Source organism: Sphingobacterium sp. UBA7038 (assembly GCF_002494055.1).
GTDB lineage: Bacteria > Bacteroidota > Bacteroidia > Sphingobacteriales > Sphingobacteriaceae > Sphingobacterium > Sphingobacterium multivorum.
On record NZ_DLAV01000006.1, the window covers coordinates 1 to 24557 of the forward strand.

General features: G+C 39.4%; 20 protein-coding genes. 8 read left to right on the forward strand and 12 right to left on the reverse strand.

Going from position 1 to position 24557, the window contains the following annotated elements; translation table 11 throughout:
- The first annotated feature begins 360 nt into the window (after nucleotides 1-360).
- Complete coding sequence (locus B3H30_RS01830) at nucleotides 361-1251, forward strand: DUF4886 domain-containing protein (protein WP_236560117.1); 891 nt, start codon at nucleotides 361-363, stop codon at nucleotides 1249-1251.
- 7 nt (nucleotides 1252-1258) lie between these two features.
- Complete coding sequence (locus B3H30_RS01835; RefSeq protein WP_070564653.1) at nucleotides 1259-1759, forward strand: DinB family protein; 501 nt, start codon at nucleotides 1259-1261, stop codon at nucleotides 1757-1759.
- A 78-nt stretch (nucleotides 1760-1837) separates the two neighbouring features.
- Here B3H30_RS01835 and sucD read toward each other — a convergent pair whose 3' ends face one another.
- Both sucD and B3H30_RS01845 read right to left on the reverse strand, forming a co-directional pair.
- Nucleotides 1838-2710 (reverse strand): succinate--CoA ligase subunit alpha, encoded by an 873-nt coding sequence (sucD, locus tag B3H30_RS01840; protein WP_070564656.1) that lies wholly within the window; start codon nucleotides 2708-2710, stop codon nucleotides 1838-1840.
- A 90-nt stretch (nucleotides 2711-2800) separates the two neighbouring features.
- Complete coding sequence (locus B3H30_RS01845) at nucleotides 2801-3334, reverse strand: RNA methyltransferase (protein ID WP_070564659.1); 534 nt, start codon at nucleotides 3332-3334, stop codon at nucleotides 2801-2803.
- Nucleotides 3335-3447: 113 nt separating this feature from the next.
- Between B3H30_RS01845 and rpsT the strand changes: the two genes are divergently transcribed.
- A complete protein-coding gene (gene rpsT / locus B3H30_RS01850) occupies nucleotides 3448-3702 on the forward strand; it encodes a 30S ribosomal protein S20 (protein ID WP_046671646.1) in 255 nt (84 codons plus the stop codon).
- Between the two features lie 148 nt (nucleotides 3703-3850).
- Here rpsT and B3H30_RS01855 read toward each other — a convergent pair whose 3' ends face one another.
- Entirely contained in the window at nucleotides 3851-4702 is an 852-nt protein-coding gene (locus tag B3H30_RS01855; RefSeq protein WP_070564662.1) for a 3-keto-disaccharide hydrolase, read from the reverse strand.
- 39 nt (nucleotides 4703-4741) lie between these two features.
- Nucleotides 4742-5575 (reverse strand): AraC family transcriptional regulator, encoded by an 834-nt coding sequence (locus tag B3H30_RS01860; protein ID WP_070564665.1) that lies wholly within the window; start codon nucleotides 5573-5575, stop codon nucleotides 4742-4744.
- A gap of 433 nt (nucleotides 5576-6008) precedes the next feature.
- Between B3H30_RS01860 and B3H30_RS01865 the strand changes: the two genes are divergently transcribed.
- Nucleotides 6009-7505, forward strand: a complete 1497-nt coding sequence (locus B3H30_RS01865; protein WP_070564668.1) for a succinate CoA transferase — start codon at nucleotides 6009-6011, stop codon at nucleotides 7503-7505.
- 141 nt (nucleotides 7506-7646) lie between these two features.
- On the opposite strand, the gene B3H30_RS01870 is transcribed toward B3H30_RS01865, so the two are convergent.
- Together B3H30_RS01870 and B3H30_RS01875 are read right to left on the reverse strand one after the other, a co-directional pair.
- Complete coding sequence (locus tag B3H30_RS01870) at nucleotides 7647-8297, reverse strand: DNA alkylation repair protein (protein ID WP_070564670.1); 651 nt, start codon at nucleotides 8295-8297, stop codon at nucleotides 7647-7649.
- Nucleotides 8298-8388: 91 nt separating this feature from the next.
- Nucleotides 8389-8886 (reverse strand): DinB family protein, encoded by a 498-nt coding sequence (locus tag B3H30_RS01875; RefSeq protein WP_070564673.1) that lies wholly within the window; start codon nucleotides 8884-8886, stop codon nucleotides 8389-8391.
- A 315-nt stretch (nucleotides 8887-9201) separates the two neighbouring features.
- Between B3H30_RS01875 and B3H30_RS01880 the strand changes: the two genes are divergently transcribed.
- From B3H30_RS01880 to B3H30_RS01895, 4 genes are all read left to right on the forward strand, one after another.
- Nucleotides 9202-10248, forward strand: coding sequence for an alpha-L-fucosidase (locus tag B3H30_RS01880; protein ID WP_083295883.1), 1047 nt, complete (start codon nucleotides 9202-9204; stop codon nucleotides 10246-10248).
- 83 nt (nucleotides 10249-10331) lie between these two features.
- A complete protein-coding gene (locus tag B3H30_RS01885; RefSeq protein WP_083295884.1) occupies nucleotides 10332-10739 on the forward strand; it encodes an EthD family reductase in 408 nt (135 codons plus the stop codon).
- Nucleotides 10740-10923: 184 nt separating this feature from the next.
- The gene (locus B3H30_RS01890; protein WP_139144951.1) at nucleotides 10924-13191 is read left to right on the forward strand and encodes a right-handed parallel beta-helix repeat-containing protein; all 2268 of its coding nucleotides are present in this window, start codon (nucleotides 10924-10926) and stop codon (nucleotides 13189-13191) included.
- A gap of 621 nt (nucleotides 13192-13812) precedes the next feature.
- Nucleotides 13813-14244, forward strand: coding sequence for a DoxX family protein (locus B3H30_RS01895; protein ID WP_115049632.1), 432 nt, complete (start codon nucleotides 13813-13815; stop codon nucleotides 14242-14244).
- A 104-nt stretch (nucleotides 14245-14348) separates the two neighbouring features.
- Here the strand turns inward: B3H30_RS01895 and B3H30_RS01900 are convergent, their stop codons facing one another.
- From B3H30_RS01900 to B3H30_RS01925, 6 genes are all read right to left on the reverse strand, one after another.
- Nucleotides 14349-15641, reverse strand: a complete 1293-nt coding sequence (locus B3H30_RS01900) for a hypothetical protein (protein ID WP_070564682.1) — start codon at nucleotides 15639-15641, stop codon at nucleotides 14349-14351.
- Nucleotides 15642-15912: 271 nt separating this feature from the next.
- Entirely contained in the window at nucleotides 15913-16806 is an 894-nt protein-coding gene (locus B3H30_RS01905) for a discoidin domain-containing protein (protein WP_083295886.1), read from the reverse strand.
- 22 nt (nucleotides 16807-16828) lie between these two features.
- Nucleotides 16829-18661, reverse strand: coding sequence for a RagB/SusD family nutrient uptake outer membrane protein (locus B3H30_RS01910; RefSeq protein WP_070565294.1), 1833 nt, complete (start codon nucleotides 18659-18661; stop codon nucleotides 16829-16831).
- Nucleotides 18662-18711: 50 nt separating this feature from the next.
- Nucleotides 18712-22086 carry a TonB-dependent receptor gene (locus tag B3H30_RS01915; RefSeq protein WP_070564688.1) on the reverse strand — a complete coding sequence of 1125 codons (3375 nt, stop codon included), beginning with the start codon at nucleotides 22084-22086 and terminating at the stop codon, nucleotides 18712-18714.
- Nucleotides 22087-22303: 217 nt separating this feature from the next.
- Nucleotides 22304-23449, reverse strand: a complete 1146-nt coding sequence (locus tag B3H30_RS01920) for a FecR family protein (RefSeq protein WP_070564691.1) — start codon at nucleotides 23447-23449, stop codon at nucleotides 22304-22306.
- 148 nt (nucleotides 23450-23597) lie between these two features.
- Entirely contained in the window at nucleotides 23598-24200 is a 603-nt protein-coding gene (locus B3H30_RS01925) for an RNA polymerase sigma factor (protein WP_070564694.1), read from the reverse strand.
- Nucleotides 24201-24557: the final 357 nt, after the last annotated feature.

Genomic DNA, 24557 nt, shown 5'->3' on the forward strand with positions numbered 1-24557 from the left:
GCTCCATCGGAAGCTGTTCCGCAAACGGTAGCAGTCCTGCAGCCTGCACTGACCGTGTCAAATCCTATTACTTTTACCTGTATACTATAGCTGCATATCAATTGGCCTTGCAGTAGTTACTTGTTATAACTAGTTTTATATGTTATCTGACTGTTAGGAAGTATATTGGTAGTGGTCGCAGATATAGCTATCAGAATTACATGCTATACAGCTATTTTCCACTATTATTAAGTTTTATGAGCAGATATCCCTGTCCCAGCTGCTGTCTCGATAACTTACAGATGGGAGAAAATCTCCCTTTCTAGGTATATCATTCGTATTTCTACGAGATATTATCTAATTTAGTTGTTATTGCATTATATGATGATAAAAGTAAAACAGGTATTGGTTTTTGGTTTTTTAATCGTATTCTTTTTGAGGAATAATCGATTAAATGCGCAAAATAAATCTTTGGATGATGGTGTGCTACGAATATTGGCCATCGGTAATAGTTTCTCGGAAGATGCTATTGAACAGAATTTATATGAATTGGCGAAAGCCGGCAAGAAAAAGATAGTGATCGGCAATCTCTATATTGGGGGAGCTCCTCTAAATTTACATGTAAGTAACGCAAAAGATGATAAGCCAGCTTATCGCTACCGGAAAATAAATCTTGACGGGCAAATGTCCGAGAAAGCAAATGAGCGCTTATCTGAAGCGCTTATCGATGAGGCTTGGGATTATATTAGCTTTCAGCAAGCAAGTCCGCTATCAGGAGATTATGATTCGTATGCGAAGGATCTGCCACCTTTATATGATTATGTAACAAAACATATTCTATTTCCTGAAACTAAGTATATATTGCATCAAACTTGGGCATATCAGAACGGTTCATCGCATGAAGGTTTTGTTCGTTATAACCGTAGCCAAGATAGTATGTATAGGGCTATTGCCAATACTTCGCAAGAGGTGTTTAACTGGGGTAATTTCGATCTGTTGATTCCTTCGGGTACAGCTGTTCAAAATGCACGTTCGAGTTTTGTGGGGGATAATTTTACGCGTGATGGTTATCACCTAAATCTGAACTATGGACGTTTCGTTGCTGCCTGTACCTGGTATGAGGCGTTATTCCATGAAAATATACTGAACAATACATTTTTACCGCTTAAAGTAACCTATGTAGAGGGAGAAATTGCGCGAGCAGCAGCACATAAGGCAGTGGAATTCCCCTATGCTGTTACCGTATTAAAAGATTTTCAATTAATGAACTAGTATTTATATGAGTATCAAAAAGAGCTATTTGATCGAATTGGATCACGAAACAAAAAATACCAAACGTATTCTAGATCGGATACCGGACGATAAATTGGATTGGCGCCCGCACGAAAAATCGATGAGTTTGGGCGAATTGGCTGCTCATGTTGTCGAGTTACATAACTGGGTACACAAGGCAATACCAAAGGACGTATTTGATTTTAAAGTAGATTATAAGCCTCTCAAAGTATCCTCTGTCGAAGAGTTGAAAACAATCCTCACTCTTGGACTGGAAGAGAACAAGGCAACACTAGCGGATATCGCCGAATCGGATTGGTTTAATGAATGGGTGCTTAAAGCTGGGGACCATGAGATTGCCCGTTTGCCACGAGCTGGAGCGATACGTTTTATTGTCAATAATCATATCGTTCATCATCGTGGTCAGTTGACTGTTTATTTGCGATTATTGGATATTGCCGTACCGGGCTTATATGGACCATCGGCAGACGAAGCAATGTCTAGTTAATGTTGTCATCTAATTATTAGGTATAAAAAAAAGGGAATCAAATTTGATTCCCTTTTTTTTATATGCTCGATGGTCTAATTATTTAGCCAATTCTTCTGCGATTGCTTTTCCAATTTCAGCTGGAGATTCAACAACACGAATACCACACTCACGCATGATTTTCATTTTTGCAGCAGCAGTGTCATCTGCACCACCTACAATTGCACCAGCGTGTCCCATACGACGTCCTGGAGGCGCTGTTTGACCTGCGATAAATCCAACAACAGGTTTAGTACCGTGTTCTTTGATCCAACGAGCAGCTTCAGCTTCCATTCCACCACCAATTTCACCGATCATGATGATCGCTTCAGTTTCAGGGTCATTCATTAATAATTCAACAGCTTCTTTCGTTGTTGTACCAATGATAGGGTCACCACCAATTCCGATTGCTGTTGTGATACCTAATCCTGCTTTTACAGTTTGATCTACGGCTTCGTAAGTTAAAGTTCCTGATTTAGAAACAACACCTACATTACCTTTTTTGAAGATAAATCCTGGCATGATACCGATTTTAGCTTCGCCTGCAGTGATGATACCTGGGCAGTTAGGACCGATCAAACGAGAGTTTTTGTCGCTCAAGTAAGATTTTACTTGGATCATATCTTTTGTTGGGATACCTTCTGTAATACAAACAATCACTTCGATACCAGCAGCGGCAGCTTCCATGATCGCATCTGCAGCAAATGCTGGAGGTACAAAAATAATAGAAACATTAGCTCCTGTAGTGTCAACTGCATCTTGCACAGTATTGAATACAGGACGGTCTAAGTGTTGTTGACCACCTTTACCAGGAGTAACACCACCAACTACATTTGTTCCGTACTCAATCATTTGAGTAGCATGGTAAGTACCTTCGTTTCCAGTGAAACCTTGAACGATTACTTTTGAATCTTTATTAACTAATACACTCATTTCTTCTTTAAATTTTGCACACAAATCTACTATTTTGCTTTCTAAAATGGAAGCAATGTGAATAGGAATGTGACCTTTATTGATAAATTTTTAATTGAAATTGCGTTTTTGGATAAAATCCCAAAGAATAATGCCAATTGCGACAGATACATTTAAGGAATGTTTGGTTCCGTATTGGGGGATTTCGATGCAGGTATCAATTTTTTCCATGACATCTTCATCTACTCCATTGACCTCATTTCCAAAAATCAATGCATACTTTTTATCATTTTCTGGTTCAAACTGATGTAACATAACACTATCATCTGCTTGCTCGATGGCAATAATGACATACCCTTCTGACCGAAGCTGATCAACAACAGCTGTGGTATCTTTGTGGTATTCCCAAGCAACTGATTGAGTAGCCCCGAGGGCGGTCTTTTCGATTTCGCGATGGGGAGGTGTGCCCGTAATGCCACACAAGTATATTTTTTCAATAGCAAATCCGTCTGCAGTACGGAAGGCCGAGCCCACATTATGCATGCTCCGTACATTGTCCATAACGATTGTGATAGGAGTTTTTTCTTGTTTTTTAAACGATTCAACATCTGTACGTTGAAGTTCATCCATCGATAATTTTTGCATGTCGCAAATATACTAAACCTAAAAAATAAAATAGATTTTGAATATTGAAAATAAGGTGTTATTTTTGCAGTCCGAATTACAAGAAAAAATTGAATAAAAATTAGCTAAAAAAAATGGCAAATCATAAATCAGCGATCAAAAGAATTAGAGCAAACGCTACTAAACGTTTAAGAAACCGTTACCAAGCAAAAACTACACGTAACGCAATCAAAAAATTACGTCACACTACTTCTGCAGAAGAAGCAAAAACATTGTTACCACGCGTAATTTCTATGCTTGATCGTTTGGCAAAGAAAAATGTGATCCACAAGAAAAAAGCTTCTAACAACAAATCTAAGTTAACAAAATTTGTTAACGGTTTAGCGTAAGCTTTTCGTATAGATATAGAGGGGTACAGCTCGCTGTATCCCTTTTCTTTATGTTATATACTTTGGATTTCTCTTTCCAAGCGAATGGTAAATAAAAAAGCATCGATATTCGATGCTTTTTTATTTTAAAACTGACTTGGAGTGTTTTTTATTGTTGCAAATTTGGAAGTAGCTCCGCGATGACCTTTTTCAATTTGTTGGGATCTTTCATGTAAGGTTCCAAATCGTAAAGTTCCACTTTTTTAAAGTCAATGGGATGACTCTCACTCTGCAGTGAAATAGTCCCCTTACTTAAAAGCTGACCATCCTTTTTCACTTTAGGATCGAAACCACTTACATTGCCGCCACCAATTTGGGGTTTATTATACTGTAATACGACCTTGTTTTCAAGGATATGCTGCACAAGTGAGTCTCCCAATACTAAGAAATCAGCAGTTACCCATTGATCTCCAGCATAGGTTTTTGATGTTGAGCTGCTGCAATGTGGTGTAAATAGCTTATTGTCGATCACAACGTTTGTGCCTGGTGTACAAAGGTTACTTGTGGTCCGTTCGTCCTTGCCATTTCCACCCAGCAGTTGCCCCTCGATCGATATTGGAAAGTCTTGATCCACCCCCATGGTATTAGGATCCTGTCCATGTAGCATGGCTCCGCTATTACGCCAGGCCCAACCTTCTCCACCATTTACCTGTTCACCAACAAATCTGTAAGTGACGCGCAATAAATAAGCTGAGAATTCTTTATTGTAGAATAGATGACCATACTGAAAATTAAAATTATCATAACCATCATATCTTACTTTGAGTAAACCGTCTTCTACACGAAATGTATTTTTATAATTATCCCCAACTTTGTGGTTTCTGATTTTTGGGGTCCAGTTCTTCAAATCTTTCCCATTAAATAACTGAATGGGTTTGGGTTTCTTATCTTGAGATTTGGCAAATAAAGAAGTGCTGAGCAATAAAATTCCAGCACTATAAATGATATGTTTGAATTTCATCCTGAATTAGGTTTATTGACCTAAATTAGGTAAACATTTTTAAATAAGCAATTCTTTTTGTTTGACATATTCGCTTGGACGGATACCGACGACCTTATTGAATGTGTTACTAAAGGTGGGGAGACTATTGTATCCAACTTTGAGTGCAACTTCATTTACACTTAGTTTTTCGTCTAAAAGGAGCTTAAGAGCAGTCAGCATTCTGAGAATAGTGTAGTACTGGATAAAAGACATATTTAATTCTTTTTGAAATAGTCTGGCTAATGTACGTTCACTAATGTTAAATAATCCGGCAAGTTTTTTAAAGCTGACATTTTCCTCTATATTCTCTTCGAGGTAAGTGACGATATCCTTTAATTTCTGATGATTAGGATAGGGCAAGGCCAATGGAAGCTCATGCAGCGATAATTCCGGCAAGATAAGTTTAAATGCTGTAGCGATACTATATTTAGGTTCTTCGATCGGAAAGATATTGCCATTCCAGCGGTTGGTAAACATAATCAGCTCTATCAAAAGATCATTTACTGGATAGATTCCCATTTTGCTATAGAAGGGTGCGTCATTATTGGTTTTGGGAAAGTACAAATTACGCATAACGACCTCCGGTGTACTTGGATGAATACTATGTTTTATTCCAGCGGGAATCCACAAATAATGTCGGGCAGGTAGAAAATATGATTTTTCCTCTGTCTTAACAAATACGACACCGCCTTCTGTATATAAAAATTGGTCCTTATCGTGGCAATGTTCGGAAATATGATTCTCTGCAATAATAGCGTGGTGACAGTAAATGCTATCTTCAAATGAGTCTACTTCCGTCATATAATAACGGTTGACATATTTAGCATCTGTCGTTATATCTTGTGTATTCATTTTAACCTATAATACTATGTCACAAAGGTAAGACTTTTTTACTAGACCCCACCTTTACTTCTTGAAAGTGAGTGTATGCTTACGTTAAAATGGCAATTAATCGACAAGAGAGTTAGTCTTTACTTACTTTGGTTTTACCTTTGTTGTTGTAAGTTGTTTGTTATCAGTGTGATATATATTATCAATCAGTGTGATATAAAATATTTTTTTATTATGATTTGTTGTATATTTTTGATTTGTAGCGAGTTGTGGCTTTTTAGTCTCGTTTGGATAATTTTGTGTCGAATGGTAATAAATATGCAGTTGAAAAAAATGCTAAAATTGTTTGGTTAAGCGGTTGGAAAATATAACAAAGAACTTTACAAATAAGGGAAATATATAGGTTTCAATTTCTTAAGTTTACAATAATGGAATAAAATCAAACTATAACAATATGGCTTACGAAAGAATAAAAGTTCAAAGCTTACATGATAAAGTGATTACAGCGGAAGAAGCTGCTAAGCTATTTCAAAATGGAATGGTCGTTGGATCGAGTGGTTTTACTAAGGCTGGAGACAGTAAGGTTGTGTTACCAGCCTTGGCTGAACGTGCAAAAGTGGATCCATTGAAAATAACCTTGATTACTGGGGCTTCGTTGGGACATGGAACAGACGGTAAATTGGCGGAAGCGGGGGCACTATCCAAGCGGATGCCTTTTCAGGTAGATCGTATTTTACGTAATAAAATTAATGCCGGGGATGTGCTGTTTATTGATCAGCATCTAAGCGAAACAGCCGAATTGCTGCACAATAAGAATTTGCCTCAGGTGGATATTGCTGTTTTGGAAGTAGCAGCAATAGAATCAGACGGAAGTATTGTTCCAACGACTTCTGTGGGAAATTCGGCTACTTTTGCTGCATTGGCTAAGCAGGTTATTTTGGAGGTCAATACTGCGATACCGATGACGATTAAAGGGATACATGATATTTACCAAGCAGAAGATTACCCTCGCCGTAATGTTATTCCGATTGTAGCACCTGAAAATAAAATTGGGCGTAAAACTATTCCTTTGGACGCAAGCAAGGTGGTGGGAATTGTGTTTACGAATGAGCTTGATAGCCCAGCCGATATTGCTGAACCGGATACCAAAACTACAGCGATAGCGAAGCATATTTTACAGTTTTTCGAAAATGAAGTAGAGCTAGGCCATTTGTCAGAAAGCTTGATGCCCCTCCAAGCGGGTATTGGAAAAGTAGCTAACGCTGTTCTGACCGGATTTATACATAGTAAGTTCCGTAATCTAACGATGTTTTCTGAAGTGTTGCAAGATAGTACCTTTGATCTTATCGATGCTGGAAAACTGGATTTTGCTTCTGCTTCTTCAATTACTGTTTCGGAAGAGTGTTATTCAAGAGTGTTCGATCATTTGGATCGATACCGCGATAAAATTGTATTGCGCCCACAGAACATTTCCAATACACCTGGACTGATCAAACGTTTGGGAATTATAGCAATTAATACAGCCATAGAGTTTGATATTTATGGAAACGTAAATTCTACCCATACTTCGGGAACAAATATCATGAATGGTATCGGTGGATCGGGTGACTTTGCACGTAATGCTTATTTGAGCATCTTTGTTACACAGGCAGCCTCTAAAGGGGATGCAATTTCTCATATTGTTCCTATGGTTTCTCACGTAGATCATACCGAACATGATGTCGATATTTTGGTAACAGATTATGGTTTGGCAGATTTGCGTGGTTTAGCGCCTCGTGAGCGAGCGAAAGTAATTATTGAGAACTGCGTACATCCCGATTATAGGGAGCAGCTATCAGACTATTATAACCGCGCTTGTGAAAGGGGAGGGCATACACCACATTTGTTAGAAGAGGCTTTTAGCTGGCATATTAATCTTCGTGAAAAAGGAACAATGAAAAAAGATCACTAACCGAGGGCGCGCGGTTACATATAGATTAAATGTATAAAGAAAGGCGAGGCTTAATGGTAGACTTCGCCTTTCTTGATGTATAACTATCACAAAGAAAATCACGTATTCATTTTATTGGTTACAATGAGCCATTGTGGCTTCCTATTGGATCTGTTTAGCCCCCAATTTGTGGCGATTGAGACCAATCGTAATTTTTGTCCGAAACCATTGTTTGGTTTCTGGCGATTCAATAACTTTACTGTAGCAAGCAACTAGCTTAGGGTGAAACTTTGCGATTGTTTTGGCCCCCCAGCCGATTCCTTTCTTCACGTGGAAATCTGTCGTGTTTGACAATGAAATCAGCAGCTTCAACAAAATGTCTACGAATGTGGCTGGTAGTCCCTTTTTTACAGCATAGTGCGTAGCTACACCAATGGTACGAACAATCCATTTATCAGGATGATGAGCTAATTCTTCTAATAATGGTATTGTCTTTTTAGGTGAAGTCAACAGCGCATGACCAAGTACGCGTTCGCCGATGATATCACAGACGTACCATTGATTGCCCATGGTTATATAGGTGCAGGCTTTATGGATGGATTCTTCAAAGTGTTCGGGGAGACGTTGCTGAAGAATTATTCCCGTTAAAACATAACTTCCCATTTCTGTTGTGACAATGAGACGATCCGTCAAGTGTAACTGCTCGGCCTCAGGCACGAATAGCATAATTTCCCTGGCCGCAAACTCCAGAAGTGGAAATCGAACTTTCTTTTTCAGTAAACACTCTTGTAAGCTTAATATAAGGCATTCAATACCGGATTGCTGTCATTGCTGTTTCGCCGCTGCGACAATTTCTCGGATTTGTACTTTACTGGTAATTTGGTCCATAGCGCTGCTCGAATCCCTATTGTTGATCTTTATAAATATTCCAATAATTAAAGTCTGTCATTGGGGCATCCGTAATTCCAATAGCTCGACCCATTGTAACGATTTGTCCCCTATGATATGTTCCGTGGAGGATCAGCTGTTGTATGTATTCATACTTTGTGAAATCGCATTGAAACCATGGTGATTCCACTTTGATATTTTTTTCAAGATCTAACTCCGATAGCTTGTTTATATAATCCACAAGTTGGACTGAACTTCTTCTTAGCGCTTCAAATATTTCTTCTTTTGTGGTTCGCTTTTTTTCAAAATCGAAATCATTGCTTTCTGAAATGTGGCTCCACCAATATTCCTGTGTCTGCAAGATGTGGTTTAAGGTTTTCAAAATGGTCGGGAAGCTTGAAGGTACCTCCTGGTTAAGTTGGTCGTCCGATTTATCAGCCAGCCAATTGATGTATTTATTGACAACCCAGTCGTTATACTCGGCACTTTTTGTAATTAAGGTCTTTAAACTCATAATTTCAATCTATAGTATGGTTTTTAATGAAATATTTACTAAATATAAATCCTTTTTGGAAAGAATTTATATTAAATTTCATAGCAGATAGACTGTTTGATAAGCTGCTTTGGAAGTTTTCATTTTTGTAAAATTGAGGCAGGTATAGCCCTGTACGCTAAGCGTAACTTCTTTGCAATAAATAAAAAGTGTTGTTCATATTTTTTATATTTATTTTGCAATAGCAGAATGGTTTAGCATTTGTCGAATGCGCAAGATACCGATAGAAGATTTGACAGCCGCTTGAGCTTGTTGGATTAACCAATTATAATAAATATGATAAAAGCAACGCATTGTATTCTTTCTCTACTAGCCATGTTGTTTATGAACATGGGAAACGCCCAAGTTAATAATTTAAAGGAATCCAAAAAGGATTTTGATGAACGGATGCATTGGTTTAGGGAAGCAAAATATGGAATGTTTATTCATTTTGGGCTTTATAGTCAACTTGGAGGGATATATAAAGGGAATTCAACCAAAGGATATGCCGAGTGGATACAATCGGAAATGAATATTCCGAAGGCAGCCTATTCGGAGCTGATTAACACATGGAACCCTAAGGACTTCAATGCAGATCGTATTGTTCAATTGGCTAAGGATGCTGGAATGAAGTATATTGTCCTGACGACCAAACACCATGAGGGCTTTTGTCTGTGGGATTCCCCCTACACAGATTATGATATAGCTTCGACCCCAATGAAAGGAAGAGATCTCGTGCGGGAGTTGTCCACAGCTTGTAAGAAAGCTGGGATTAGATTTGGTACCTACTACAGTATTATCGATTGGCATCACGATTCGCAATATGTCGATCCCAATGGTAAAGGAGATTGGGGCCAGATCCTCATCAAGCCAGAACAGAAAGCTGCTTATATTCAATACATGAAAAATCAATTGAAAGAATTGGTTGTAAAGTATGATACCGACATCCTTTGGTTTGATGGGGACTGGGTGAACTGGTGGGATATGGCCGCAGGAGAAGATCTTTATCAATATCTACGCAAATTGAAGCCCTCTCTTATCATTAATAACCGCGTAGCAAAGCGTGATCAATTTAAGCGAGATTTTGGAACGCCTGAACAAGAACATCCTGGAGCGTTACTGGATTACGATTGGGAAGCCTGCTATACCCTGAACAATTCTTGGGGATATAAAAAATCAGATAATAATTGGAAATCTCCCACAGAAGTAAATACTAAGCTACGAGAGATAAATGAAAAAGGTGGAAATTTGTTGCTCAATATTGGACCTGATGCTAACGGAAACGTGCCGGTTGCTAGTAAAGAAATTTTGTTGAAAGCAGCCACAGAGCGCAAAAAGAACTAATCTAAGCAATATTCGCTGCTTGTTGACTCATGGCAAATGTTTTTGGAAAAAAGAGTGTTATTTAATCTTACTTATCAACAAATATGAAAACAAAGATCATTTTAGTTATGGTTTTGATAACCATGCTGTTGGGCTTTCAGTGCAATGTAAAGGCAGATCCACCTTTTCATAAAAAAGGGATGATCAGGGTATCGATTTTTTATCGTAATGGACCTGGAAAGACATTTGATTGGGATTATTATCTCTCTAAACATATTGCGCTTGTCAAAAAAGTTTACGGTAAAGCACTGAAAGGCGTAACCATTGATAAAGGGCTTTCGGGACGTAGCTCAGCAGAAGGTCCGATTTATTTGGCCATTTGCCATTTGTATTTTGATGCTGTTGCAGCCTATCAGGATCCTTTAAAAGAAAATGGGAAAAAGTTTGCTGAAGATTTTCCAAAGTACACGAATATTGCGCCAGAGGTACAGATTAGTGAAGTGATTCAATAGACCGTTCGTTAATTAGGCGAAATACTATTGTTTTGTGAAATATAAATCTGATCGAATGAAACACGAACTGAAAAAGTCGTTTGTGCATAGCAAACGACTTTATTTTTATGGACTTATAGACCTAACTATATAGCGGGTTTATAGTCGATGTAATCTAGCTAAAACTATATGAACGATTAAAATTATGAAGATATCTTGTATGCTATTTCCTAAATTATTATTTATTGGCCTTACCGGTGTCACTTCGCTTAGTGTGCGTGGGCAACAGGCTGGCTCGGTCAAACGTATTTATGTCAGTACAAAAGGAAGTGATAGAAACCAAGGAACTATGGCCAGTCCCTATGCCACAGCTGAAGCCGCATTGCGATCGGTAGAAAAACAGAAGCAAGGGAAAAATACACCAGGCATCGAAATCATCTTTATGGCAGGCACCTATCAGCTGGATAAACCGATTGAATTGTCTGCTGGGATATCGGGTACAAGAAGGCAACCCTTGCGGATTAAAGCTGAGGATGGAGCACAAGTTACGCTGAGTGGTGGCAAATCGCTTAACCTCAAATGGAAACAGGGCGATCATGGTATTTGGGAGGCTAAGGTTCCAAGAGGATTAAACTTCCAAAGTCTATATGCTAATGATAAGCATCTTGTCCGGGCACGTTATCCAAACTACGATCCCACAGTCTTGCCATTTCAAGGCTATGCTGCAGATGCATTAAGTCCCGAACGTGTTGCAACCTGGAAAAACCCTAAGGGGGGAATTGTACATGCTTTGCATGCTGGTCGCTGGGGAGGATTCCACTATAAGATTACCGGAAAAGATGGCTTATCAACAGTTACACTTGAAGGTGGACAGCAAAATAATCGTCCCAGCAAAATGCACGAGACCTATCGCTTTGTCGAAAATATCTTTGAAGAACTCGATACCTTTCAGGAGTGGTATTTGGATGAGGAGGAGGCACTCTTATTTTATATGCCTGCTAAAGGAGTTGATCCCAACCAGCTGAAGTTTGTAGCGCCACAATTGGAAAATCTAATCTATCTTTCAGGTTCATCTTCCAGACCAGTGCATGATATTGAGGTTAGTGGCCTTCGCTTCATGTATACTGCTCCTACCTTTATGAAAACAAGCGAACCACTCTTACGTAGCGATTGGACGATCTATCGACAGGGAGCCGTAAAGATTGAAGGTGCGGAAAACTGTATCTTCCGCGCGAATGATTTTATTGCTTTGGGTGGCAATGCAATATTTGTTAATAATTACAATCGCGGGGTCAAAATCGAAGGCAATCGGATTGAACAGATCGGTGCCGGAGCGATCAATTTTGTAGGAGATCCAGCAGCAGTACGCTCACCGGAATTTCGATATGAAAAATTTGTTCCGTTTGACCAAATGGATACCATCAAAGGGCCAAAAACCGATAATTATCCTATGGACTGTGAGGCGAGTGACAATCTGATTCATAACATTGGATTGATCGAAAAACAAGTAGCAGGTGTACAGGTCTCTATGGCTGAATCTTTACGAATTTTGCATAATACCATTTACAATGTGCCGCGAGCAGGTATTAATGTAGGTGATGGTACCTGGGGCGGTCATGAGATAGCTTACAACGATGTTTTTAATACAGTCCTGGAAACCAGCGATCATGGAGCCTTCAACTCATGGGGGCGCGACCGATTTTGGCATCCCAATCGAAAGGAGATGGATGAACTGACGGGGAAACATCCCAATTTAATATTGCTGGACGCAGTCAAAACAACCAAAATTCATGATAATAGATTTCGCTGTGATCACGGTTGGGATATTGATTTGGATGACGGATCTTCCAATTATGAAATTTACAATAACCTTTGTTTAAGTGGAGGGCTAAAACTAAGAGAAGGGTTTTATCGCAAAGTGTACAACAACGTGATGATCAACAATGGTTTTCATCCTCATGTATGGTTTCAGCATAGTCACGATGTATTCCGTAATAATATCGTGATGGAGTCCCATCAGGATATACAGGTCAAGTATTGGGGGGAAGAGGTAGACCATAATATTTACGGACGGCAGGATGACCTCGACAAAGATCGAGCAAAAGGCATAGAAAAACATGGTCGGGTTATTCAATTGAACTTTACGAATCCCGCACATGGTGATTTCCGGTTGAAAAACTGGAAGGATCAGGATTTTAAAAATTTTGACATGCTGCATTTTGGCGTTACCAGTAAAAAACTTAAAACTCTTGCCGCTAGTCCTGAAATACCTCAGTTGATCCAATCCGAAGCAAAGGAGCAGGGGAGCAGATGGTCCTGGAAGTCGGGGGTATTTAAATCAGTGGAGACTTTGGGGGAGCAGTCGGCCGCAGGCCTACCCGCGATAAACGGCGTGCTGCTGCTCGAGTTGGATGAAAAAGGCAATCTTTACAAAAGCGGTTTGCGTGTCGGCGATGTTGTATTGAATTATTAGGGCGAGAAAATAGATCAATTAATAGACCTGCAACAAGCGATAAAAAAGCATGTACACGCTGACCAGCCGAAGGTGTTCATTTTTAGAAACCAACAGCAGCAGGAATTAACCCTGCAGCTGTAGTAAATTTTCTATGGACTTATTGAAATATAGCATTGTACTTTGGTTTGTTGACATGCGATATAGCTATTGTGAGCAATTAGCAGTAAACATGGCAGTTGTGATAGATCGATCATCTTATGACGATATTATTTTTTTGTTTATAATTTTTATTTCCATTGGGACTATTGAGCATCTTGGTCGTCATTATAACAGTGTGTTATCATTTACTGGGGTAGACACATGATATTAAATTCTTATTCGTATTAATTGATGTATAAGGCTGTACAGCACATGAGTGCTGGCAGCCTTATTGATTTAACTGTGCAATGGGTTTGACCAAAGGTAATCGCCGAACGATGAGCGAGGAAGTGAAGGTACAACACGGGTATTACAGCGAGGGGAGTCTTTGTGAGTATGGGATGGTTGAAACAAATTTCTTAAACTGGTTTAAGTTTGGACTGTTTTTGTTCTTTTAAATTTGGTTTATATCGTTTATACCCTATTTATATAATTCATACCATGTATAGTCAACTTTTTGTACGTTTAGCTGTATCTACAGCGTTTCTGTCTGCTGTCGCAGATCGTTTGGGGCTGTGGGGGGTACCGGGGGCATCACATGTTTCTTGGGGAAATTGGGCCAATTTTGTAGCCTATTCAAATACCCTTAATTTTTTTGTGCCTGAAACTTTAGGTAATATACTTGCTATCGGCGCAACATTATTAGAGGTTGTCTTAGCAATCCTATTGCTGATCGGCTATAAACTGCGTTTTACTGCATTCGTTGCCGGGATTCTACTGATCTGCTTTGGGGTGGTGATGACCCTCTCGTTAGGAATTAAATCGACGTTCGATTATTCGGTCTGGGTAGGAGCGGCTGCCTGTTTTCTACTGCGGACTGCCGATAACTTTCCCATTAGCATAGACCGGTATATTGAACTTCGAAAAAAGTAAATGGATGGGTAACTGAAGGGTCGAAGATTTGATCGTCTTAGAAATACGTTTTAAAAAGCATAAAAAATGCCGTCAAACAAAGGAGCTTAACGGCATTTTTTTGATTACATTTCCTTTAAATTTACCTCTTTCTTTTCACCGTCTTTGTCAATGGTGACGTGCTTTTCAACATTGGCTTTGTCGACATAGGATGATCTTGCCGTACCATAATTTGTCGTGGAACCTGTATAACCCCAATAGTTATAATAATTGGTGTAGCCTGATACATAGGAATAGTTGTAAGAATTGGTAAAATCGAAGCTCGCCATAATCACGTATGCACCTGGCATGAGATCTGCAAATTCGAAATGCCCCTCATCATCATACACCTTTGCTTTTTTAATAGCATAGCCAAAATCGGGATCCAATGGAACTTCCTGCACCTTTTTCTGTTTTCGGATCTTTTTATTGACTTCCAGCCATTCTTCGTAATAGGCGGAGTTGGCGAAGAGCGTAATTTCTGTACCTTTTGGGGCATATTGCTTTTTGGCGGTATTCACGAGTCCGCCAAGTTTTTTTCCGGAGCTAGATCGAGCGTAAGCCGTCCCGATAATAACACTGTTACCCTGGGAAATCTGTTGGGCAGCCTGTTCTTTGTTAAATCTATTTTTAATAGGTTGATAGTCCAGTTCTTCGTTTACGGTAATTTCCCATTTGCCGTTTCCCATGGACATTTCCCTTTGCCATAATCGGCGATCTTTCTTATCGATGACATAATTATAGATGGCTCCGGTACTTTCTTCTAAAAGTGTAACCAGCCAACTGTCGTGTTTACCTGTTTTTGGGGAGCCATAACTGTAGCTTTTTACTTCCTTGATGGCATAGTCTTCGACGAAAATGTCCGAATCACTATTATAATAAAATTGCGGGATGCGCGCTTTATACCCTAGGTCTAAAGGGAGAGTTGAAATCAGGTGATCTGTCCAGTTAAAATCCACAAAAGGTCTAGTTGGCTGTAAGTTGATCTTTTTTTCCTTTTTCGTTTTCTTCGAATAATAATTACCTGTAATTGTTTCTCCAAAGTTGAGGTTTACTTTTGTTTCCTTGCCATCGCTAGAATAGCTGATAGACCGAAGTGTTTTTGCGTCGGCAGTCGTCGTGCGTATCGAAGTCCAGGCATTGTCTTTCGGAACATAGGTATTGGTTAACGTCAGCTGATTGTTGGCCGCTACAATATCGTAGGTCAGTGATCCTTGTTTGTCCCAATTGTTGTCTTTAACATAATAGACCGTATACAGTGATTTTTCTGGTTTTATATAGTTGGTATTGATATCGCTGCTCCCAGGGGTGACGGTCTTTTGACATAATCCTACGGCTGGAAGTAAACCTACTCCCAATACAAAGGCATATAATTTCATATATGTAAACTATAGTTAATGAAAAAACAAGTTGTTTTCTTGTTCGATTTATTTATCTAAGGTAATAAAAAAGTTTTTTATTTTTTTGCTGGGGATCGCTTCTTCACATAGGCTGATGCTATAGCGGAAATTTGACCTCAGAGCATTTTGGAGCTTGTTTGAATGTTGATGATATACTAGAGCGAAAAGTAAAACGGAGGTATTTCTACCTCCGTCGTTGTGCTCTTTTGAGCACCATTGATGATTAGAAAAAAAATCTTTGTGATGATGGTCAATAATTATCTTCAGCTTCCTTTTCTTTGTCGATGATAGAAGAGCGCATCCGGTAGACATTCATTTCACCCAGATGGGTATAACTTTTCCCGCCGTTTTTAAGGATCATTAGCCGGAAAAATTTGGCCTTATAGTTTTTATCAAAAGCCAAACTTTGCTCTTCAGCTACATTTGATGTGGAAAGATTATCCTTTGATGTAAACACTCTTGTCCACTGCTGGCCGTCTGAACTTATTTCTATTCCCCATTGTTTCGGACGTCCGGCTTCGTCGCTATTGTTTTGTCTGAAGAAGTACTTTATGGCGCCAATCTCTTCTTCTTGGGGAAAATTTAGTTGGATCCAGTGCGGAAGAGGGGCTGTATTTGCAGACCATGCTGTATGCCAATATGTATTCTTATCGCCGTCAAATAAATTCTTTTTGGGTCCCTCGCTGTTTTCCTGCGTGTAGGTTTCTACCATATTATCGGTCACCTGTATTTTAGTTAACTCGTTCGGGAAATAGGTCACTTCCGAAGGCCTAACGATTGGCCGAACACTATTGCTGCTTATGATATCTCCCCCAATGCTTGTTTTCTTGTCTTGATTGAACAATTGGACGTTGAAGACATATTCATATTTGTTGATCAATCCGTCGATCCGCATGGTGTCGGCAAAAGAACTTATATTGATTTTATAGATTTTATCGGGATCTTTTGATCCCACTTTTTTATATGTGATCTGTCCATAAAGATAATTGTTATCTGAAGGAAGTTTCCATTTCAGGAGAGTCCCGCCAATACGTGGTTCAGCTTCAATCGAAACCAGTTGTGGTGGCTTGGTCATTTTTATTTCGACTTTTTTACACGCTATTGCTAAAAAGAGTAGAGCGAATATTCCGATATTGTATTTCATCTTGTGCAATTCATTAAATTAATTAATAACCGGGATTTTGTACCAATTCCTCGTTTTTATTGATCTCTTCCTGTGGTATAGGCATTAAATAATTACGCTGACTAAAACTACGTGGAAAAACGACCGTTGTTATTTTGAAAAATTCTGTATCGGTAGCTCCTTGTATATTCATTCCTTTCGCCTGTTGGTTGAGGTATTGATCGGCGATCATCCAACGTCTTAAATCCCAGAAGCGATGGCCTTCCAAGTAAAGTTCAATAGTACGTTCTTGTCTGACGATGGAACGTAGTGTTGCCTGATTCGTTGCGCCGCCAATTGGAGCCCATGCGACATCAATTGTTGGGATGCCCGCACGGACCCTAACGCGGTCAATATATTGTTTGGCCGTATTCAGATCCTGACCGTATTCGATCAGCGCCTCCGCGTAGTTCAGGTACAATTCTGCTAGACGTATCACAGGCCATGGATAATTGACGGAGACCTGCAGTCTACTTTGGTTCAATTCGGGCGCAATACCTTTTTTGTTGAGATATCCTGTTGGTGAGTAGTTATTAGACCGTCCTTGGATGCCGCAATTGTCATTTTTCCGAAACTGAACTAGGATTTGATTGGCACTCCCTCTAACCACTTCATAGTAGCTGTTGTGATATGCAATCCAAGCATTGAAGCGCGGTTCTCTGTTTAGATTTAACGATAATGTATTGCCATTGGGTGTACTTGTTACAGCGTATCGTCCATTATAGTCATAATTGGGGTCTTTGTCAATCGGTAAACCATTTTTACTATAAAACGATTCGATCAGAGTGAGGGTCGGGGATACACCGTTATACGACTCACCTTGTGCGCCGCTAAGAAAGGGAGTAGATTTATTTTGAAAATCGTAGAGACCTTCCCGACGTGTTTCCGCCCAAATCACTTCTTTGGTATTGGCTTTGTCAATAAAAGTAAGGCGTAAGTCCTTTTCAATAGGATTAGCTGGTAGTACGGTATTGTAGGTGCTGTTTTTATACAGTGAAGCCCCACTTTGTTCAGCTGCATCAATGGCTTCTTTAGCCGCTAGGGCTGCACGGCGCCATTTTTCTTTGTCGAAGGTAGTACTGATCAATGCTGTGCCATCCAAATTTTTGAAATTGGCATAGAAGCTCTGTTTATTACCTCCACCGCCATTAAAGAGCGGTGATGCTGCATAAAGCAATACCCTAGCCTTTAGCGCTTTGGCAATAACCGAGGAAGCACGACCCCACTCATCCGCAGCACGAAGAGCAGGTAACTGTCCAGCTGTCTCATCCAGCTTTTTGATAATAAAATCAACGCAGGCATCATAAGTCGAACGTTTGGGATACGCTGAAGAAGGGGCATTGACGTCAAACTCTTGGTCTGCAATAACGACTGGACCGTACATCCGGACCAGTAAGAAATGATAAAAGCCGATCAGGAAATTGGCTTCAGCTTTATATTGTGCCGCCTCCTGTGGATCTATCCCAGGGACTTTATCTACATTGCGAATTAAGATATAGCATTGTCTTATTCCTTTGTAAAGGTTATCCCAGTAGGAAATGACAGGACTTGAGGCCGTATATTGCCCACGGGGAAATCGAGCAAAGGTTTCATGTTCAAAAGCAGTTGTTACTTCGTCGGAAGTCATCAAATCAATGGAAGAGGTGCCTACCCGAGAATTTGGAATCCACGCATAGCAGGAATACAAATAACCTTTGGCTGAATTTGGATCACGAAAGGCGTCTGCTTCCGAAGGACGTTCATCAGGGACGATATCCAAGAATTTACTGCAGGAAGTGGTAGTCAAAAAAGTCGCGCATGCGAATAATGCAAGGTAGCCTATATATTTTCTTTTCATCTGATAAATCATTTTAAAATTCTATTGATAGTTTTAATCTTGAAGTTGTTTTAATTGAAACGAAGTTGGACTCCGAGATTGAATACTTGCTGTGTCGGATATCCCAAACCATTGCCTCCACCTTGTTCAGGATCCCAAAGTTTGAACTTAGAGAAGGTCAATAGATTATAACCACTTAGAAAAATGCGTGCAAATTTGTGCGAATATCCAATCTCAGCACTTCTGAGTTTTAGGAATGCCCCATTTCTCAGCCAATAAGAAGAAGCTTCAGTATTGTTGAGATTGTCCAATTTGCTCAGTCGTGGATAGGCAGCAAATATGTTAGGATTTTCAGGACTCCAGCGGTCCTCGGCAATAAACTGCAATACATTGCGTACACCTTGATTTCCAAATGGATGGAAACCACTGATCATAAAAGAAGTTCTATCAACTCCCTGTAGGAGGAAAGAAAAATCAAATTTTTTGTAATTGATGGAAGTACTCAAACCATAGACAATTTCAGGTGTTGTTGGATAACCCATTCGAACTCTATCATCGCTATTGATGAGATTTAGACCATCAATATCATTGGTTAGATCTTTATATTTGATGTCTCCCGGAGCGACAAACCCCCCTAGCTGTTGTAATGGACTGTTATCTATTTCGGCCTGATCAATAAATAAGCGTTCAGCAAGATAGCCTAGGTTTGTGCCAATAGAATACCCAATTTGCGAGAGGTTGCGGTATTTGGTAAAGGCTGGCTCATTATTTTTCAGTACGGTGTTATGTGCATATGTAAAGGTTCCACGCATCGATATTCCCCAATCTTTTTCACTTTTGTTCCATTCTAGGGAGAAATCAAATCCCCTATTTCTTACCTCACCAACGTTGCCATACACTTTCGTTCCTGCAGTACCAAATACGTTAGGGATTGTTGCCGAACGATCAACGAAAATATTGGTTCTATCTTCCTGGTATAGGTCGAAAACAATATTGAACTTATTGTTAAGAATACCGAGGTCCACACCAATGTTTTTCTTCTCTGCAACTTCCCAAGAGATCATTGGGTTTGCAAATTGTAAGTAAGTAGGTCCTGTATAAGTCGTATTCTGATCGATACCTGTTGTAAACGATGCTCCATCCAATTTGAGGTCCGAAAGATAAGGAAAACGTCCTCCGCCAATCTGATCATTACCAACCTTACCCCAGCTCCCTCTAATTTTTAAATTACTGACAGCAGGAAATAAATCTGTGAAGAACTTTTCGTTACTGAGTACATAGCCCAAACCAACGGAAGGGAAGAAGCCAAAGCGACTTCCAGTGGCAAAGTTTTCGGAACCATTGTAGCCAAAGTTGACTTCGGCAAGATATTTATTGGCGAAACCATATGTTGCACGTCCCGTAATGCCCTGGCGTCTACGCGGTAGCGAACTGATTAGATCAGCCGGATTATTGACATTGAAATCGGTGGTATTGTAAAGAAATAAACCTGATACGGTGTGATTACCAAATGTTCTATTGTATTCGATGGAGGGCTGGAAATAGATTTCGCGATCACCGCTAGTGCCCGTTTCGGTTCCCAGGGAAAGATTTTGTGGCTGCCCCACCATGACTAGATCGTAGGTATATCCACCTGCAGGATCGGGTGCATAGCTGTTAATCATGTATTGATTGTAGCCACTGGTTCTTTTTGTTGTTGTGTTGCTCCAGTTTTTAAAGGAAACCAAGGCTTTAAATTCTAGCCCTTTTGTAATGAAATCAAGTTTTTGAGCACCGTCAATGGTAGTCAATAAGGTACTTTGGAAACCATTTTGATAGCCATTGACCATGCGGGCAAAGGGATTGATAAAACCATTGTTGACTGTACCACCAGCTTTTCCTCCGTATTGAACGTCTCTTCTGTCAATACCGGTAAATGGAAACATAATAGGGAAGTCCACTGGATTGGCATTCATGATGTCGCCAAATACGCTTGGAGCATCTACACCGGCACCGTAGTAATCACGAAGTTGTGCATTGAGCTTTAAAGCTATTTTGGTGGTTGAAGTAAGGTTAACATTGATATTGTTCTGAAAGCTATACCGTTTGACAGAGACATTGTTGTCAAAAGAGTTGAGGTCAAATTTACGCAATAAACCGTTGCTAATGTTGCCGGTTGCACTGAGGAAATAGCCTATTTTGCTGCCACCACCTTGTACATTTAGATTGAGCTCGTTGTTGATGGTACGGGACTTAAACATTTCATTATACCAGTCAACATTAGGATATACATAGGGATCCAAGCCTAATCTTGTGCCGTTTATTTTATCTTGGGAATATAAAATTTCACCAGTACCGCGACCTGTAACCGCTTCATTGAACATCTCCATATAACTTACACCATCAACAAATTTTGGTATGGAAGTAGGTCTTGAGATCTGTGATTGTGCACGTGCTGAAATACGCGGTTTATTGAGGTCTTTACCTGTTTTTGTGGTGATAATTAGGACGCCGTTTGCTCCCCTAGTACCAAATACGGCAGTGGCAGTAGCATCTTTAAGGACTGAGAAGCTTTCGATAACTTCTGGTGCCAATGCGTCCAGGTCGCCTTTGGAGATTGCTACACCATCCAATAAGATCAGGGGATTGGTGGCTCCGCTAAATGTCGATACACCACGAATGAAAAAGCTAGCCCCATCTGCACCGGGTTCGCCCGAACGTTGTACTGCGATTACACCCGAAAGTCTTCCTCCCAATGCATTGGACAGATTGGCCGTTGGGATACGTAAGGTTTCTGGTTTTACTGATTCCAATGCTCCCACGACACTGGTTTTTTTCTGTGTTCCGTAACCGACAACAACAACTTCACTTAAGCTCTGATCGGGACTTAGCTGCACATCAATGCGACGTTTGTCGGCAATGGCAATTTCCTGATTGGCGTAGCCGACATAGGAAAATATTAGTGTCGAATTTGCGGGAACCACAAGAATGTATCTTCCATTGCCATCTGTTGTTGTACCGATTGACGGGCTGTCTTTAACCTTGACACTAACACCATAAAGATTGTTTCCATCATTTTTCACTGTACCTACAATCTCAACCTTACCGTTTTTTTGAACGGTGGGGGCGAGGGGTGTTTTTTTTTCTCTATCCGAAATCACAATGATGCCATTGTCAATTGTAAAGACCAAAGGCTGATGTTCCAATAATTTTTCAAGGGCCTGTTTTAGTGGCTTATTCTGGATATCTATGTTTTGAATAGGCCTTACTTTGTCGAGTTGGCTTGTCTTAATGATAAAATCGACGTTAGTCTGTTTTCTGATTTCTTGAAATGCTTCGGACAATGTAATCTGCTTGTGTTTAAGGGTAACATTTTGAGCAGAGGAGACATGTGTTAAAAAGATAAATGCTGTTAAGAGGACCGCAACTTTTGTAGATCTGTTGCATAATGATCCGATGTATCGCATAGCTTTAATAAAAAAGACAATGCAATACTTACTACATAAATAATAATGCATATATTTATAAATTGGTTAACTGGTTTGATGTTGAAATGAATTCTTGTTTTCCAAGTAAAAAATTAGTCGAGAGTGCTGGCAGGCATTTTCGGCTATTTTTTTGGAAGAAATGTTTAGGCTGGACTGGTTTCTTTCATAATCAGTGGTTATTAATGTGTGTTATAGTTTATTGCGATATGTACAGTTTATTGTTTCGTATGTTATACTTGATGGAACCGGAAAGCTGAAGTGCTCTTAATACATCGTTTAATCGTTTTTTTCTAGAAATTTGAGCGACATAGGTTTCCTGTGAAATGGGGCCTTCAAAAATTACTTCAATGTTATACCAGCGCGAAATTTTACGCATGATTTCCTTTAAGTTGTTATTGGAAAAGTTGAAATCACCATTTTTCCAATCTAATACTTGATCCAGGTTTATTGATCTTACTGCGATATTTTGATCCGTTAACGTAGATTGTTGTCCTGGTTTTAGTAAGGTTGTATTGTTTTTGCAACTCACTCTTACAGACCCTTCTGCAAGGGATGTCTGTGTGGAAGATTCATCATCGTAGGCATTGATATTGAATTTAGTCCCTAAGACTTCGACCTTTTGAAGCGAAGTTTCGACAATAAATGGTTTTTGTTTATTTTTTGACACTTCAAAGTAGGCTTCACCCGTCAGTTCTACACGGCGTTCAGAGGTTGAAAATGCACTTGGATATTTAAGGCTGGAATTGGAATTTAGCCAAACTTTTGTGCCATCAGAAAGGGTTATCTGGAATTGCCCGCCCTTTGGTACATTCAAAAGATTCATAGCGATGCGTACATCGGTATTTCCCTCAATTTTATAATTAATTCCGCCTTTTTCTGTTTTTTCAATTGTTGTGCCGAGCTCTTCCGTTAATTTTCCATTCGCAACATCCTCCAGTACGATCGTTTTACCAGAAGAAAGCACAAGTGTTGCTTTATCGCGACCAGGTTCGATAATGGTTGCTGTATGATCATTATATGTGCTGCGGTTAAGAAATAAATAAGAGATAGAGATAATCAGTATGATGGCAGCTGCAACGCCTGTAGTTTTATACCATGTAGGACTTTTGAAATTTTGTGGTTCCGTGTCAAGATCAATTTTACCAAAAACACGGTCTAAAATCATCTTGTCTATAAGTTCTTCCTTATCCCGAGATTCAAGTTGGTTCTCGATCATCTGTTCAAGCGCCTCCTTGTTATTCGTATCCTGAAAATATTGAAATAGCTCCGCCGTCTCTTCTCTTGAAGCGTGGTTATTGAGATATCTTTCAAATAATAGTTTTATATGTTTTGAATCTTTCACTGAGTAGCTATTTATATATAATACGGAAAATTAGAGCCTGTCCTCTGCTCTGATTTTAAAAAAAAGTAAAAAAAATTAAAAGTGTTTAAAAAGGGCTGTTTGAATACCTATGGGAGTGACCTGTTTGTCGATAGAAACAGCGAGTGTCTTATTTTTGATTTAATACGGCACTGATAAGAGCAATTAACAGGGACGGTGTAATTTCCTTGCTCAAACAGAAGCTCTGAATCTGTTTTGTAGCCTTCACGATATGGTCACTGATCGTAGAAGTGGAGATACCTAAGGAACTACTGACCTCCTCATAGGTTTTCCCCTCTATTTTGCATAAGGTATAAATGAGTTTGCGTTTTGGAGATAAGTTTTCAATGGCTTGATTGACAATTTTTTTAGACTCTTTGTACGCATATTCCTCCTCAATGTGGGAATAGTCTGATGTTGAAATGGAAATAATCAACTCTTTTAGATTTCGATTTTTGATCTCTTTATGAAAGAAATCATACACGAGGTGTTTAGCAATAGTGAAGAGATAAGACTGAAAGGACTTGTCGGGGTCTATTTCACCGCGCCTCTCCCATAATTTCTGAAATACATCCTGAAGGATTTCTTCTGCACAGGCAGGTATTTTGACTAGGTTAAGTATATGACGGTAAAGTCTAGGGCTATAGCGATAGTAGAGCACCTCAAATGCCTTATGATTGCTTGACTTAAGAGCGAGCAGTAAGGCCAACTCATCATTTTTACATGCCTCCATAATTTAAACTTGTATTTAAAACCAAATTCCTCCTGATCAGAATTTAATAATTGGGTATCGTACCGTATAGCAGTAGTATTATCTTAATGATAGCAGATGAATACAACAAGTATATTAGAAGTATATTGTTGGTATACTACTGGTACTCTTCTACAATGTTACCGATTTGTTATTTGGTTTTTATACAATTTTTTTACGCAAACGATTGCTTTAAAAATAAACTACAGTAGAATTTATCGTTTTTTAAACCCGAATCCAATCCTTAATTATATTTTGGAAAATACTGATGTTTGTTTTTAACTTGATTTTAGATTATATCAATAGCTATAAGAAGAGTTGGTACATTAAATTTTGAAT